This is a genomic window from Simplicispira psychrophila DSM 11588 (assembly GCF_000688255.1).
Taxonomy (GTDB): Bacteria; Pseudomonadota; Gammaproteobacteria; order Burkholderiales; family Burkholderiaceae_C; genus Simplicispira; species Simplicispira psychrophila.
This window is the reverse complement of record NZ_JHYS01000002.1, coordinates 90,134-105,454: the sequence shown is the minus strand read 5'-3', so window position 1 is coordinate 105,454 and position 15,321 is coordinate 90,134. Positions and strand designations below refer to the sequence as shown.

Sequence of the window (15,321 nt, the reverse complement as noted above, 5' to 3'; positions counted from 1 at the left end):
CTCAGGCTTCCGCGCTGCGGCCTTTCATGGCAAAGATGCCTTGGGGGCGCTTTTGGATGAAGATGATGATGAAGACCAGCACGGCGATCTTGGCCAGCACGGCGCCCGTCCAGCCTTCAAGAAATTTGTTCAGCACGCCCAGTCCCAGCGCTGCGTACACCGTGCCCGCCAACTGGCCGACACCGCCCAGCACCACCACCATGAACGCATCGACGATGTAGCTTTGGCCCAAATCGGGGCCCACGTTGCCGACCTGGCTCAAGGCGCAACCGGCCAGACCAGCAATGCCCGAGCCCAGCGCGAAGGCGTAGGTGTCGATGCGCGCGGTGTTGACGCCCATGCACGCGGCCATCGGCCGGTTTTGCGTCACGCCGCGTACAAACAGGCCCAGCCGCGTCTGGCCGATGAGAAAGGCCACGCCCGCCAGCACGGCGAAGGCGAAGGCGACGATGAGCACGCGGTTCCAGGGCAGTTGCAGGTTGTCCATGAGCTGCACACCGCCGCTCATCCAGGCGGGGTTTTCTACGCCGACGTTCTGCGCGCCGAACACGCTGCGCACCAGTTGTTGCAGCACCAGGCTGATGCCCCAGGTGGCCAGCAGCGTTTCCAGCGGTCGGCCATACAGGAAGCGGATCACGCTGCGCTCCAGCACCGCGCCCATCAGCGCGGATGCGCCAAACGCTACCGGCAGGGCCGCCACCAAGTACCAGTCAAAGGCGCCGGGCAGGTATTGCTGGAACAGGCCCTGCACCACGTAGGTGGCGTAGGCACCAATCATCATCAGCTCGCCGTGCGCCATGTTGATGACGCCCATCAGCCCGTAGGTAATGGCCAGGCCCAGCGCCACCAGCAGCAAGATGCTGCCTAGGCTGAGGCCCGAGAACAGCGCGGCTAGTTTTTCGCCCCACTGCAGTCGTTCTTCCACCGCGCGCAAGGCCGACTGGATGGCGGCCTTGACCTGCGGGTCTGGCTCATGGCGCAGTTGCTCCAGCAGCACGGTGCGCGTGGCCGGGTTGCCGCTGTGGGCCAAATACTGCGCGGCTTCCAGGCGGCGGCTGGCGTCGCTGCTGGCCAGCAGGATGCGGGCGCGAATGGCTTGGAGCTGGCCTTGCAGGCCGGCGTCTTTTTCTTGGGCCAATGCCTTTTCGACCAGCGGCAAACGCGCCTCGTCGGTGTCTTCTTTCAGCGCCTCGATGGCGGCGCGGCGCTGGGCCGTGTCGGGCGAGCGCAATTGCAACGCGGCCAGCGCGGCATCAAACTCGCCGCGCATCCGGTTGTTGTTGACGATGTCTGCTGCATCGTCGGGCACGGGCACTTCGGCGCCGGTCACCGGGTCGCGGCCTTTGCCATCCTGCATCACGATGGCGCGCGCGCCCACCACCTTGACGGCGTCGTCGGCCATGGCGCGGATGAAGGCCAGCGTGGCCTCGTCGGGCGTGGCCGTGGCTTGTTGCAGCGCGGCGATGCGCGCGTCGGTATCGCCTGTGGCCATGGCGTGCGCCGCCTCGGGCGTGAGGGCCTGTGCCGGCACGGCTGCGCACCAGAGCAGCAGGCAGACGAGCCAGCGATAAAGAAGGGTGGAAGGCATGGGGCGGGGGCGCAGTGCGCGGTAGGTGTCATGCGGGCCCCGGCCCCCGCTGCAACGCGGGGCACCGGGGCCGGGGCTATCACAGCGCGGATTTGCCTTGCGGCTCGTCCTTCTTCTTGTCGTTGCCCTGGATGTACGGGCTCCAAGGCTTGGCCTTGACCGGGCCGGGCGTCTTCCAGACCACATTGAACTGGCCGTCGGCCTTGATCTCGCCAATGAACACGCTCTTGTGTAGATGGTGGTTCTTCTCGTCCATCTTGCTGACGATGCCGCTGGGCGCGGTGAAGGTCTGGCCGGCCATGGCGGCAATCACTTTGTCCACGTCGGTGCTCTGGGCTTTTTCTACTGCCTGCTTCCACATGTGGATGCCGATGTAGGTGGCTTCCATCGGGTCGTTGGTGAGCGGCTTGTCCTTGTGGCCGGCAAGGTTCTTGGCCTTGGCGTAATCGCTCCACTGCTGGATGAAGGCGGTGTTGGTCGGGTTCTTGATCGACATGAAGTAGTTCCATGCCGCCAGGTGGCCGACCAGCGGCTTGGTGTCCACACCGCGCAGCTCTTCTTCGCCCACGCTGAAGGCCACCACCGGCACGTCTTTGGCCTTCAGGCCGGCATTGCCCAGCTCTTTGTAGAACGGCACATTGGAGTCGCCGTTGATAGTGGACACCACCGCTGTCTTGCCGCCCTGGCTGAACTTCTTGATGTCAGCGACGATGGTCTGGTAGTCCGAGTGGCCAAACGGCGTGTACTTCTCGTCGATGTCGCTGTCCTTCACGCCTTTGTTTTTCAGGTAGGCGCGCAGGATTTTGTTGGTGGTGCGCGGGTAGACGTAGTCGGTGCCCAGCAGCACCCAGCGCTTGGCACCGCCGCCGTCCTTGCCCATCAGGTAATCCACCGCCGGGATGGCTTGCTGGTTGGGCGCGGCGCCGGTGTAGAAGACGTTTTTCGACAGCTCTTCGCCTTCGTATTGCACCGGGTAGAACAGCAGGCCGTTCATTTCTTCCACCACCGGCAGCACGGATTTGCGGCTGACCGACGTCCAGCAGCCAAAGATCACCGCGACCTTGTCCTGTCCCAGCAGTTGCTTGGTTTTTTCAGCGAACAGCGGCCAGTTGGAGGCGGGGTCTACCACCACGGGTTCGAGCTTTTTGCCGAGCACACCGCCCTTGGCATTGATTTCGTCAATCGCCATCAGCACCGTGTCTTTGAGCACGGTTTCCGAAATGGCCATGGTGCCCGACAGGCTGTGCAGCACGCCCACCTTGATGGTGTCGGCGGCGTGGGCGGAGAAGGAGGCCAGGCCCGCCAGGGCCAGGGCGGCAGTCAGTGCCTTGAGGGTGGATCGACGGTGCATGAGCGGCTCCAGGAAGTGAAAGGGTAGGGGTCGCTGTGTCTGCCGCGCTGTGCTGGCGGCAGTCTTATCAGCGATGCACCGATTCTGGAGACACCCTGGTGTCCGGCCAATACGCTAGGTGGCGTACACCGCGCTGGCGCGGCCCGGCACCACGTCGGTTAGCGAAACCAGTCTTCGTCGGGCAGCTTGGCAAAGGCGCGCCGCAGCCCATCGCCCCATCCCCGACTGAGCTTGTTGAAATAAGGGTCATCGGCGCCAATGCGGTGGGGCTCGACCTTGGCAAAGGAGTCGGTGCGGTAGAGCAGCATGTCGATCGGCAAACCCACCGACAGGTTGCTGCGAATCGTCGAGTCAAACGAAATCAGCGTGCACTTGGCGGCTTCTTTCAGCGAGGTCTGGTAGCGCACCACGCGGTCGATGATGGGCTTGCCGTATTTGGACTCACCAATCTGGAAATACGGCGTGTCTTGCCCGGCTTCAATGAAATTGCCCTGGGCATAGACGTGAAACAGCCGGGGTTCTTCGCCGCGAATCTGCCCGCCCACCAGAAAATTGCCGCCAAAATCCACCCCTTGCCCCAGGCTTTGGGCATTGGCATCGCGGGCCACCGTTTCCTTGATGGTGCGCCCTACCAGCTCGGCCACGTCGTACATGGAAGGGCGATTGAGCAAGTGCTCCCTTTCAGTCCCCCCAGGGTGTGCCAGCCGCTGGCGCAGCAAACTGACCACGCTTTGGGTGGTCGCCAGATTACCGGCGCTCAGCAGCGTAATCAGGCGTTCACCGGGCACTTCAAACACACTCATCTTGCGGAAGGTGGCGATGTGATCGACCCCGGCATTGGTGCGCGAGTCCGAGGCAAACAGCAAGCCGGCATCCAGCCGCATGGCAACACAGTAGGTCATGGTGTGAGAGAAAAAAGGAGCGGGCGCGTTGAATCGGCGGGATTATCCCTTGCCCGGCTCACTGTTCAGACTCTTTGGCGCCGTGGCTGACCTGCACGGCCGTTTGCAGGTGCTCTACCCCCCCGCCCAGACGCATACCGCGTACCGGACAGGCGTCGGCATAGTCGGCGCCGATAGCCAAGCGCACGTAGCGTCCGTCGGCCAGACATTGGTTGGACACGTCAAAGCCCAGCCAGCCTTGGGGCAGGCGCACTTCGGCCCAGGCGTGGCTGGCCACATGCTCGGTATCGGCTGCCAGATAGCCGCTGACGTAACGCGCGGGCAGGCGCAGCAGCCGCGCACAGGTGGCAAAAACCTGTGCGTGGTCCTGGCAAACGCCGTTTCTGTTGGCAAAGGCTTCGGCCGCCGGGGTGGCCGCGTCGGTGGTGCCGGGCGTGTAGGGCATGACCACCACCAGCGCCTGCATCATTTGCAACAACCCCGCCAGCGGGTCGGAGGCCACCTGCGCCGCGTGCCCGTGGGCAAACTGGCGCAGCGCAGCGTCGGCGCGCGTCAGCGGGGAATCGCGCAGGAACAGCTGTGCGGGCAATGCGTCTTCGGGGTCGGGCGTGGGCCGGCTGTCGTCGGTCTCGACCTCGCCCCGGGCCATCAGGTGGATTTCACTGGTGGGCTGGTCCAGCGTCAGCACATGCATGATGTTGCCGTAGGCGTCGAGGCAGCGCGATGCTGGTGCCGGCAGGGTGAGCTGCCAGGACAGCACCTTCAAGCCGTGGCCGGGGCGCGGTGTGAGGCGCAGGTACTGCGTGCTGCGCTGGAGCAGTCGGTCGTAGCGGTAAACGGTTTCGTGGGCGATGAGCAGGTGCATATCGTTTCCTTGTGGGTAACTAAAACAGACTCAGTTGGCTTCGAGGTAGGCCTTGCCAATGGCTTCGCCCAAATGGGCCGACTGGGCCAGAAACTCGGTCAACCAGCGGTGCACGCCGGCGTCCAGGATGTCATCGACCACGCCATATTCCAGCTTCAGCGCCAGCTTTCCCGCCAGCATCTTGACCTCGCGGCCCGCGTCCAGAGAGCCTGGCAGGGCCTGGATTTCCGGCAGGATGGCGCGTATTTCGTCGCAGCAAGCGCGCAGGCTGCGCGGCACGTCAGGGCGCAAGACCAGTAGTTCTGTGACCCGGCGACCATCCAGCGCATCGCGGTACACCTCGTGGTAGGCCTCAAAGGCCGACAGCGAGCGCAGCAGGGCGCTCCAGGCATAGAACTCGGAGGCACTTTCTTGCGGCAGATTCACCGGGGCCAAACCAGCGACGGCCGGCTCGATCAGTTGGGACTTGACATCCAGCAAGCGGGCCGTGTTGTCCGCGCGTTCGATGAAAGTGCCTAAACGGATAAAGCAGTAGGCATCGTTGCGTTGCAAGGTGCCGAAGGTGGCGCCGCGAAACAGGTGGGAGCGCTCTTTGATCCAGTCAAAAAATCCCGACACATCGGTGATGCCGAGCTTGGGCATCTCGCGCGCTTCGAGCCAACTGGCGTTGATCGCTTCCCACATTTCGGTGGTGATTTTGCCGCGCACGGCGTGGGCGTTTTCGCGTGCCAACTTCAGGCAGGACAGCACCGAGGCCGGATTTTCCAAATCCAGCGCCATGTAGTGAAACAGCGCGTCGCCTTCGAGCTTGCGGTTTTGCGCCATGTACGGATCCAGCGTGCCGGTGACGGCCAGCGGTGCGGCAAACTCGGTCATGGCGCCGCGCGATTGCGGCAGCAACGACAGCGAGTGCGTCACATCCAGCATACGCACCAGGTTTTCCGCACGCTCAAGGTAGCGGCTCATCCAAAAAAGTTGGGCAGCGGTACGTGACAGCATCTCAGGCCTCCAGAATCCAGGTGTCCTTGGTGCCACCACCTTGGGACGAGTTCACCACCAGCGAGTTTTGTTTCAAGGCCACGCGCGTCAGGCCGCCCGCGACCATCGAGACCTCGCGGCCACTGAGCACAAACGGGCGCAGGTCGATGTGGCGCGGCGCAATGCCGCTCTCGACAAACGTCGGGCAGCTCGACAGGCACAGCGTGGGCTGGGCGATGTAGTTGCTGGGGTTGTCGCGCACCCGCTCTTTGAAGTCGGCCACTTCTGCCGCCGTGGAGGCCGGCCCGACCAACATGCCGTAGCCGCCGGCCCCATGTACTTCCTTGACCACCAGCTCGGCCATGTGTTCCAGCACATGGGCCAGGTCGCCCGGCTTGCGGCACTGCCAAGTCGGTACGTTGTGCAGGATCGGCTCCTCGCCCAGGTAGAAGCGGATCATGTCGGGCACGTAGGGGTAAATCGACTTGTCGTCGGCCACGCCGGTGCCAATGGCGTTGGCCAAAATCAGGTGGCCCTGTTTGTAGACCGACAGCAGACCGGGCACCCCCAGCATGGAGTCGGCGTTGAAGGCCAGCGGGTCAAGAAAGGCGTCCTCAATGCGCCGGTAGATCACATCGACCCGTTGGGCACCGACGGTGGTGCGCATATACAGGTAGTCGTCTTTGACAAACAGGTCTTGTCCTTCGACCAGTTCGACGCCCATTTGCTGGGCCAGAAAAGCGTGCTCAAAATAGGCCGAATTGCACGGCCCCGGTGTCAGCACCACCACGGTGGGGTTTTGCGCTTCGCTGGAGTGGCGCAGGGTCTCCAGCAGCAAGGTCGGGTAATGCGCCACCGGCGCAATGGGGTAGTGGGCAAACAACTCGGGAAACAGCCGCATCATCATCTTGCGGTTTTCCAGCATGTAGCTCACGCCCGAGGGCACGCGCAGGTTGTCTTCCAGCACGTAGTAGCCGCCATCCGAATGGCGAATCAGATCGACCCCGGTGATATGGGCGTAAATGCCGTGCGGCAAGTCCAGGCCCTGCATGGCCGGCTGGTATTGGGCGTTGGCGAACACCTGTTCGGCGGGGATCAGCCCAGCTTTGATAATGTGGTGGTCGTGGTAGATGTCCCACAAGAAACGGTTGAGCGCCGTTACCCGCTGGCGCAGGCCCGCCTCCAGCATCTTCCACTCATTCGAGGACACGATGCGCGGCACCGTGTCAAACGGAATCAGCCGCTCGGCACCGGCCTCGTCGCCATGCACGGCAAAGGTGATGCCGACCCGGTGAAACAACAAATTGGCTTCGGTGCGCTTTTTGGCCAGCGCTTGGGGCGTTTGCGCCTGCAGCCAGTTGGCAAAGGATTGGTAATGCGGCCGGATGGCGCCACTGGGCAGCAACATCTCGTCGTAATGATCCGCAGCGGGTAAGGTCAATGCGTGCATGGAAACTCCGTGGGCTAGAGTTTTGTGTTAAGCAAAAACTGTGCCACGTTGCCGGTCTTGGCCTTCGGTAGGGATAAGCCCTAGCCCTCGAACTGCGGGTGTGACTGCCGAATGCGGGCCATCGCCATGCCGGCGGCAGCGGTACGTGTTTCCACGCCCAGCTTGACGTAGACCCGCTCCAGGTGTTTTTTGACCGTGGCCGGGCTGCTGCCCAGAATCTCGCCGATGTCGCGGTTGGTCTTGCCCTTGACCAGCCAGTACAGCACCTCGGCCTCGCGTGCTGTAAGCCGAAAACCCAAGCCCAGGGAGGCCATCACGGCGGCGTCAGACACCTCGTGCATCACGATCAGCCAGTCGCCGCTGCCCTCGCCGTCACCGGTCTGGCGGTGCAGCCGAAAACCCAGGCAGCGTGCGCCCTGCTGCACGCTCAGGCGCGGCGGCTCCAGCTGCTGCTGCGCCAGCCGCTCCAGCTCGGGCAGGTGCTGGCGCAGCCAGTCCAGCACCACGGTGGGCGCATAGGGCGCGCTGCTGCCAAAGTAGTCGAGCAGCAGGTCGCGCGCCAACGGCGTCTGCCACATCAGCCGGCCATCGCTGACGCGCACCGTGATGCTGGCGTAGCCAAAGGCATCCAGTGCATTGCGTGCCTGCCCGGCCTGGCGCACTTCTTGGCGGGCGCGGCGTGCGCCTTGCAGGTGCACGTTCATGCGCGCCAGCACTTCTTTGGGCTTGATCGGCTTGGTCACGTAGTCCACGCCGCCGGCCTCCAGCGCCGCCACCAAGTGCTCGGTTTCGGTCAGCCCGGTCATGAAGATGATCGGGATGTGTGCCGTCTGCGCCATCGCCTTGAGGCGCCGCGCCACCTCAAAGCCGTCCATGCCCGGCATCAAGGCGTCCAGCAGCACGATGTCGGGCAGTGCCTGTGCGGCGCGTTGCAGCGCTGCCGCGCCGCGCGTGGCCACCAGCACGGTGTAGCCCGATTCTTCGAGCGCATCGTGTAGCACGGCCAGGTTGTCGGGCACGTCATCGACGATCAGCACCACGTCGCTGTGCGCGCGGTCCAGGATCGAGGGCGCCAACGCGGGCTCACAAGGGAGGGGAAGGGGGGAGTGCATGGGGTACCTGTTGAAGAATCTGCTCCATGGCCTCGAACTGGAACTGTGCTGCCAGCGCGCGCATGGCCTGCACAAAGGCCGCGTGCTCGGGCTGGTCGCGCTCGATCTCGTCCAGCGCATTCAGGATGCCCCGGTAATAGCCTAGCGCTACGCTCTGCTGCAGCGTCACCAACGCCGTGCCGCCCGGAAACGACAAAGCCGCTGCCAGGGCAGCCGGGGCGAGAGGCGGCACGGTGGCTGGCGGCGCCGTATCGAGCCACACCAGCCCCAGCGCGCGCTCCAGCCAGTCGAGCAGTTCGCTGTGGCGGATCGGCTTGACGATGAAATCCTCGGGGCGGATGCCCAGTGCGTTCTCCAACCCCTTGTCAAAGGCATTGGCCGAGACGATGGCGCAGCGCAGACCGTGCAGCGGCATCTGGCGTACGCGCCGCAAGGTCTCCCAGCCGTCGATGCCCGGCATGGCCAGGTCCAGCAGCAGGGCGTCGGGCCGGTAGCCCGTGGCCAGCAGGTCCAGCGCATCGTGCCCGCTGCAGGCTTGGCGCAACTCAAAGCCCCGGGGAGCCAGCAGTTGCACCAACAGTTCGCGGTCGGTCTCTTCGTTGTCCACCACCAGAATGCGCCGGCGTGCGCCGGCGTAGGCGCGGCGTGGCCGTGCCATGTGCCCTGTGGCCGGGGCGTTGCCCCCGGCGTCGGCATGGACCTCGGGCAGGAACAGCTTGACGTGAAAGGCCGAGCCCACACCCGGCTGGCTGGTCAGCGTGAGGTCGCCGCCCATCAGCACGGTGAGCATCCGCGCAATGGTCAGCCCCAGGCCCGCGCCCGGCGCCGCCGGCGCGGTGCTGGCGCCCGCCAGCGCGCTGCCGCCACGCGCGAACGGCTCAAATATTTGGTCGATTTCGGCCGCCGTCAGGCCCGGCCCGGTGTCTTCGACCGTGATGCGCGCCATCTCGCGGGCGTAGCGCACCCGCAGCGTGACGCTGCCTTGCGCCGTGAACTTGATGGCGTTGCCCAGCAGGTTGATGAGGATCTGGCGCAAGCGTTTTTCGTCGGCGCGCACCACCTCGGGCACCACGCCCTGCACGTCGAATACAAACGCCAGCCCCTTGGCTGCGGCCTGCAGCTCGAACAGCTCGGCCATGTCGTGCAGGCCGTCGGCCAAGCGCAGGGGGCGCACGTCCAGCGTGAGCTTGCCGGACTCGATGCGCGCAATGTCGAGCGTGCCCTCAATCAGCGACAGCAGGTGCTCACCACCCCGGCGGATCACGTTCACCGCCTGCTGGCGGTGCGGCGGCACGCTGGCGTCGTCGCCCATCAGCTGGGCATAGCCCAGGATGCTGTTGAGCGGCGTGCGCAGTTCGTGGCTGATGGCGCTGATGTAGCGGCTCTTGGCCTGGTTGGCCACGTCGGCCACGCGCCGCGCCTCCTGCAAGGCCTGGTCGGTCTGGCGGTGCAGGGCGATTTCACGCTGCAGCAAATGCGTTTGGCGGTTGGATTCTTGCTGCGCCACCTGGCGGCTTTGGTGCGCCAGCACCAGCCACCAGGCCACGATGCCGGAAATCAGCAGCAGCGCCAGGTAGGCCTTGAGCAGGCCCGATTGCAAGGCCGTGACCGGCGCCTGCTGCGCCGTGCCCTCGGCCGGGGCCAGCGCCAGCGTCTGCAACTCTTGGTGATAAAGCAGCCCCAGCACCGCTGCCAGCAACGGCGCGATGACCAGCATCAGCAGCAAAAAATGCCCCAGTCCCTTGTCCAGCGACTGCCATACACGCCGTGGCAACAGCCAATGCAAGGCGGCCGACCACTGCACCGCTAGGCTGGCGTGGAGCTTGCACATGTCGCCGCAGCGCGCATCCAGCGTGCAGCACAGCGAGCAGATGGCGCCGCGGTAGGCGGGGCAATGCGCCATGTCGGGCGCTTCGTAGCTGCGCTCGCACACCACGCAGCGCTGCTCGCTGGCCGGCTGCGCGGCGCAGGCCGATGTCCGGGCGAGGTAGTAGCGGCCCTGGGTGGCCCAGGCGATCAGCGGCGCCGCTACAAAGGCCGTGACCATGGCGATCACCGCCGAAAACGCCTGCGCCAGTGCCCCCAGCAGGCCCAGGTGCGCCGCGATCGACAGCAGCGAGGCCAATGCCATGGCGCCCACGCCCACCGGGTTGATGTCGTACAGGTGTGCGCGCTTGAACTCGATGCCCTTGGGCGACAGGCCCAGCGGTTTGTTGATGACCAGGTCGGCCACCACGGCCATGATCCAGGCAATCGCCAGATTGGAGTACAGGCCCAGCACCTCGCCCAGCGCCTGAAAGACGTTCATCTCCATCAGCATGAAGGCGATCAGCGTGTTGAACACCACCCACACCACGCGCCCCGGATGGCTGTGCGTGAGGCGCGAGAAGAAGTTGCTCCACGCCAGCGAACCGGCATAGGCGTTGGTGACGTTGATCTTGAGCTGCGATACCACCACAAACAGCGCCGTCGCCGCCACCGCCCAGCCGTAGTGCGGAAACACGTATTCGTAGGCCGCCAGGTACATCTGGTTCGGGTCCACCGCACGCTCCACCGGCACCATGTGGCTGATGGCCAAGTAGCCCAGCAGCACGCCGCCCAGCATCTTGCACACGCCCAGCACCACCCAGCCCGGTCCGCCCGCCAGCACACCCAGCCACCAGCGCCAGCGATGGGCCGGCGTGTGCACGGGCATAAAGCGCAGGTAGTCGGCCTGCTCGCCCATCTGGGTGATCAGCGCAATGCCCACGGTGAGGGCTGCACCAAACAGGGGCAGACTGAACGCCGTGGCCAGACCCGATTCACCGCCGTAGTGCGTGACACCGGCAAACGCACCAGGATCGCGCACCAGCACAAACACGAACGGCACCACCAGCATCACCAGCCACAGCGGTTGCGTCCATATCTGCAGCCGGCTGATGGTGGACACGCCATGCGCCACCAGCGGAATCACCACCAGCGCGCACAGCAGGTAGCCCCAGCGCGGCGGCACGTCCAGCGCCAGCTCCAGCGCGTAGGCCATCACCGCAGCCTCCAACGCAAAGAAGATGAAGGTGAAGGTGGCGTAGAGCAGCGACGTGACCGTCGAGCCGATGTAGCCAAAGCCCGCGCCGCGCGTCAGCAAGTCCATGTCCACGCCATAGCGGGCGGCGTACACGCTGATCGGCAGTCCCGCCAAAAAGATGATCAGCCCCGTGGCCAGGATGGCCCAGAAGGCGTTGACAAAGCCGTACTGCACCAGCAGCGTGGCGCCCACCGCCTCCAGCACCAGGAACGAGGCCGCGCCAAAGGCGGTATTGGCCACGCGCCATTCAGACCACTGGCGAAAGCGCTGCGGCGTGTAGCGCAGCGCGTAGTCCTCCATGGTTTCGGTCGCCACCCAGCGGTTGTAGTCGCGGCGCACCTTCACCACCTGTTGCGGCGGTGCACCCGAGGGCGGGGCGCTTGGGTGGAGGGGTGGGGGGGTGGGCAGCGGTAGGGGCACAGACTTGTCCGGTGCAGTTTTCATGCCATGCCCCGGTGGCACCCGTGTCGGCACGAAGTTTGCTGATAGATCTGCACATCCCGCACAACGGAGCCTCCATGGAACTCACGCCCCGCGAAAAAGACAAGCTGCTGCTCTTCACCGCCGCGCTGCTGGCCGAGCGCCGCCGCGCGCGCGGCCTGCAGCTCAATTACCCCGAAGCCGTGGCGCTGATCAGCGCCGCCGTGATGGAAGGCGCGCGCGACGGCCAGACCGTGGCCCAGCTGATGAGCGCGGGCCGCAACGTACTCACCCGCGCTGACGTGATGGACGGCATCGCCGAGATGATTCCCGACATCCAGGTTGAAGCCACTTTTCCCGATGGCACCAAGCTGGTCACCGTGCACCAGCCGATTGTCTGAATTTCAAGCCTTTTAGGCCTCTAGCCCTTTACCTGCCTACGCTAACAGCTATGAAAAATAAAGCAAATTCGATGGCCTTGGCCGCCCTGTTCCTGCTGCCCGCACTCGCCAGCGCCCATACCGACGACGCCGCCCACGGCCACAGCGGCCTGCTGGCGGGCCTGCTGCATCCGTTCACCGGCCTCGACCATCTGGCGGCCATGCTGGCTGTGGGCGTGTGGAGCGCGTTGGCGGTGCGCCCGGTGTGGCTGGCGCCAGCGGCCTTTGTGGCGCTGCTGGCCGTGGGTGCGGTGGCGGGATTTGTGGGTGTGGCGGTGCCGGGCGTGGAGCCGATGATCGCTGCTTCGCTGCTGGTGCTGGGCCTGTTGCTGGCGCAGCGCCGCCCGCTGCCCTTGGCGCTGACCACCATGCTGGTCGGCGGCTTTGCCTTCTTCCATGGCGCGGCGCACGGCAGCGAGCTGGGTGGTGCGGGCCAATGGCTGGCGCTGGCGGGCATGGTGTGCAGCACGGCGCTGTTGCACGGCACGGGCATCGTCCTGGGCCACGCGGTGGTGGCGCGCCACCGCTGGTGGGCCGCAGTGGCGGGCATGTCCACCGCGCTGTTGGGCGCGGTGCTGCTGGTGCGCATGGCGTGAGGCCGACCATGATCCCCGGCGAACTCTTGATCGACGACGGCGAGCACCTGCTCAACACCGGCCGGCGCACGCTCACCCTGGTGGTGCGCAATACCGGCGACCGGCCCATCCAGGTCGGCTCGCACTACCACTTTGCCGAAACCAACGCCGCGCTCGGCTTTGACCGTGTGGCCGCGCGCGGTATGCGGCTGAACATCACCAGCGGCACAGCGGTACGCTTTGAACCCGGCCAGCAGCGCACCGTCGCGCTGGTGGACTACGCCGGCGAACGCGCCGTGTTCGGCTTTCGCGCCCTCATCCAAGGAAAGCTCTGACCATGGCCACTATCGAACGGCGCGCTTACGCCCAAATTTTCGGCCCCACCGTGGGCGACCGCGTGCGCTTGGCCGACACTGACCTGATCGCCGAGGTCGAACAAGACTTCACTTTGCAAGCCGGCAGCTACGGTGAAGAAGTCAAGTTTGGCGGCGGCAAAACCATCCGCGACGGCATGGCGCAAAGCCAGCGCTCCAGAGCGCAAGGCGCCATGGACACGGTGCTGACCAATGCGCTGATCTTTGACCACTGGGGCATCGTCAAAGCCGATATTGGCCTGCAGGGCGGGCGCATCGCAGCCATCGGCAAAGCCGGCAACCCCGACACCCAGCCGGGCGTGGACATCGTCATCGGCCCGGGCACGGAAATCATCAGCTGCGAGGGCCACATCGTCAACGCAGGCGGCGTGGACACGCACATCCACTTCATTGCGCCGCAGCAGATCGAAGAAGCGCTGACCAGCGGCGTGACCACCATGATCGGCGGCGGCACCGGCCCGGCCACCGGCACCCTGGCCACCACCTGCACGCCCGGCCCGTGGAATCTGGAGCGCATGTTGCAGGCCGCCGACGCTTTTCCGATGAACCTGGGGTTGCTGGGCAAGGGCAACGCCAGCCTGCCTGCGGCGCTGCACGAGCAGATCAGTGCCGGTGCCATCGGCCTGAAACTGCACGAAGACTGGGGCAGCACCCCCGCCGCCATCGACAACTGCCTGAACGTGGCCGAAGCAACCGACACCCAGGTGGCCATCCACACCGACACGCTGAACGAATCGGGTTTTGTCGAAGACACCGTGGCGGCGTTCAAGGGCCGCACCATCCACACCTTCCACACCGAGGGCGCGGGCGGCGGCCATGCGCCCGACATTTTGAAAGTGGTGGGCGAGGCCAACGTGCTGCCCAGCTCCACCAACCCGACGCGCCCCTACACCATCAACACGCTGGACGAGCATGTGGACATGCTCATGGTGTGCCACCACCTCAGTCCGGCGATTGCCGAAGACTTGGCCTTTGCCGAGAGCCGCATCCGCAAGGAAACCATTGCCGCTGAAGACATCCTGCACGACCTGGGCGCCATCAGCATGATGAGCAGCGACAGCCAAGCCATGGGCCGCGTCGGCGAGGTCATCATCCGCACTTGGCAGACGGCGCACAAGATGAAGCAGCAGCGCGGCGCACTGCCCGGCGACAGTGCGCGCAACGACAACTTCCGCATCAAACGCTACATCGCCAAATACACCATCAACCCGGCCATTGCGCACGGCATCGGCCACGAGGTGGGCAGCATCGAAGTCGGCAAATGGGCCGATCTGGTGGTTTGGAAACCAGCGTTTTTTGGCGTCAAGCCGTCGCTGATTTTGAAAGGCGGCTTTATCGCCATGGCCGCCATGGGCGACCCCAACGGCTCCATTCCCACGCCGCAGCCGGTGCACTATCGGCCCATGTTTGGCGCCTTTGGCGGGGCCATCGCTAAGACCTCGCTGACCTTTGTCTCGCAGGCTGGGCTGGCGGCGGGGATTGGCGGGCGCTTTGGCCTGCACAAAACGCTGAGTGCCGTCAAAGGCATTCGCGGCCTGGGCAAGCGGCATATGGTGCACAACGACTACGCGCCGCGCATGGAAGTGGACGCGCAAACCTACGTGGTGCGCGCCGACGGCCAACTGTTGACCTGCGAACCCGCCACCAGCCTGCCGATGGCGCAGCGCTACTTTTTGTTTTGAACCCTGGGCCCCGAACCACCATGCTCCAAGTCTCCAAACTACTGCCCCGTGGCCAGCGCTTGGCGCCGGTGCTGCTTGAGCGCGCCGCCGAGGTCGTGCTGGACTGGGACACGCGCCAGAAAAGCCGCTTCCAGGCCACCGACAGCCAGGGCCGCACGCTGGGCGTGTTTTTGCCGCGCGGCAGCGTGGTGCGCGGCGGCGACGTGCTGGTGGCCGAGGACGGCGCGCTGGTGTGCGTGCGCGCTGCGGCGCAGGCGGTGCTGCGCATCACGCCCTGCGCGCAGCACGGCACGCCATTCGACCTGACCCGCGCCGCTTACCACCTGGGCAACCGCCATGTGCCCATCGAGCTGACCCCCGCCTATTTGCAGATCGAGCCCGACCATGTGCTGGCCGACATGCTGCGCGCCATGCACCTGACGGTGCAGGAGCAGCAGGCGGCGTTCGAGCCCGAAAGCGGCGCCTACGGCGACCACGCTGTCAGCCATGGGCATGGCCATCCCCACGCGCATGGCCATTG

Annotated in this window: 12 protein-coding genes and 1 pseudogene; 5 read left to right on the top strand and 8 right to left on the bottom strand. The window is 65.3% G+C overall.

The window, feature by feature from the left end; translation table 11 throughout:
* Window position 1: 1 nt before the first annotated feature.
* The 8 genes from urtB to Q390_RS17275 form a co-directional block, all read right to left on the bottom strand.
* Window positions 2–1,588: an urea ABC transporter permease subunit UrtB gene (gene urtB / locus Q390_RS0102445; protein WP_027994653.1), complete on the bottom strand. Its 1,587-nt coding sequence runs from the start codon at window positions 1,586–1,588 to the stop codon at window positions 2–4.
* 79 nt (window positions 1,589–1,667) lie between these two features.
* Entirely contained in the window at window positions 1,668–2,939 is a 1,272-nt protein-coding gene (gene urtA, locus Q390_RS0102440; protein WP_027994652.1) for an urea ABC transporter substrate-binding protein, read from the bottom strand.
* Window positions 2,940–3,097: 158 nt separating this feature from the next.
* The gene (locus Q390_RS0102435; RefSeq protein ID WP_027994651.1) at window positions 3,098–3,841 is read right to left on the bottom strand and encodes a proteasome-type protease; all 744 of its coding nucleotides are present in this window, start codon (window positions 3,839–3,841) and stop codon (window positions 3,098–3,100) included.
* Between the two features lie 58 nt (window positions 3,842–3,899).
* Window positions 3,900–4,706, bottom strand: a complete 807-nt coding sequence (locus Q390_RS0102430; RefSeq protein WP_027994650.1) for a transglutaminase family protein — start codon at window positions 4,704–4,706, stop codon at window positions 3,900–3,902.
* 30 nt (window positions 4,707–4,736) lie between these two features.
* The gene (locus Q390_RS0102425) at window positions 4,737–5,705 is read right to left on the bottom strand and encodes an alpha-E domain-containing protein (RefSeq protein ID WP_027994649.1); all 969 of its coding nucleotides are present in this window, start codon (window positions 5,703–5,705) and stop codon (window positions 4,737–4,739) included.
* Window position 5,706: 1 nt separating this feature from the next.
* Window positions 5,707–7,092: a circularly permuted type 2 ATP-grasp protein gene (locus tag Q390_RS0102420; protein WP_211250410.1), complete on the bottom strand. Its 1,386-nt coding sequence runs from the start codon at window positions 7,090–7,092 to the stop codon at window positions 5,707–5,709.
* Between the two features lie 122 nt (window positions 7,093–7,214).
* Complete coding sequence (locus Q390_RS0102415; protein ID WP_027994647.1) at window positions 7,215–8,246, bottom strand: response regulator transcription factor; 1,032 nt, start codon at window positions 8,244–8,246, stop codon at window positions 7,215–7,217.
* Entirely contained in the window at window positions 8,218–11,754 is a 3,537-nt protein-coding gene (locus Q390_RS17275) for a hybrid sensor histidine kinase/response regulator (RefSeq protein ID WP_037472012.1), read from the bottom strand. Before Q390_RS17275 ends, Q390_RS0102415 begins: the two co-directional genes overlap by 29 nt.
* A gap of 74 nt (window positions 11,755–11,828) precedes the next feature.
* Between Q390_RS17275 and Q390_RS0102405 the strand changes: the two genes are divergently transcribed.
* The 5 genes and pseudogenes from Q390_RS0102405 to ureE form a co-directional block, all read left to right on the top strand.
* A complete protein-coding gene (locus Q390_RS0102405) occupies window positions 11,829–12,131 on the top strand; it encodes an urease subunit gamma (RefSeq protein WP_027994646.1) in 303 nt (100 codons plus the stop codon).
* A gap of 50 nt (window positions 12,132–12,181) precedes the next feature.
* Window positions 12,182–12,766, top strand: coding sequence for a HupE/UreJ family protein (locus Q390_RS0102400; RefSeq protein ID WP_027994645.1), 585 nt, complete (start codon window positions 12,182–12,184; stop codon window positions 12,764–12,766).
* A gap of 8 nt (window positions 12,767–12,774) precedes the next feature.
* A complete protein-coding gene (locus Q390_RS0102395) occupies window positions 12,775–13,080 on the top strand; it encodes an urease subunit beta (protein ID WP_027994644.1) in 306 nt (101 codons plus the stop codon).
* Window positions 13,081–13,082: 2 nt separating this feature from the next.
* Window positions 13,083–14,801: an urease subunit alpha gene (gene ureC, locus Q390_RS0102390; RefSeq protein WP_027994643.1), complete on the top strand. Its 1,719-nt coding sequence runs from the start codon at window positions 13,083–13,085 to the stop codon at window positions 14,799–14,801.
* A 20-nt stretch (window positions 14,802–14,821) separates the two neighbouring features.
* A pseudogene (gene ureE, locus Q390_RS17270) lies at window positions 14,822–15,319 on the top strand (urease accessory protein UreE); the annotation flags it as partial.
* Between the last annotated feature and the right edge of the window lie 2 nt (window positions 15,320–15,321).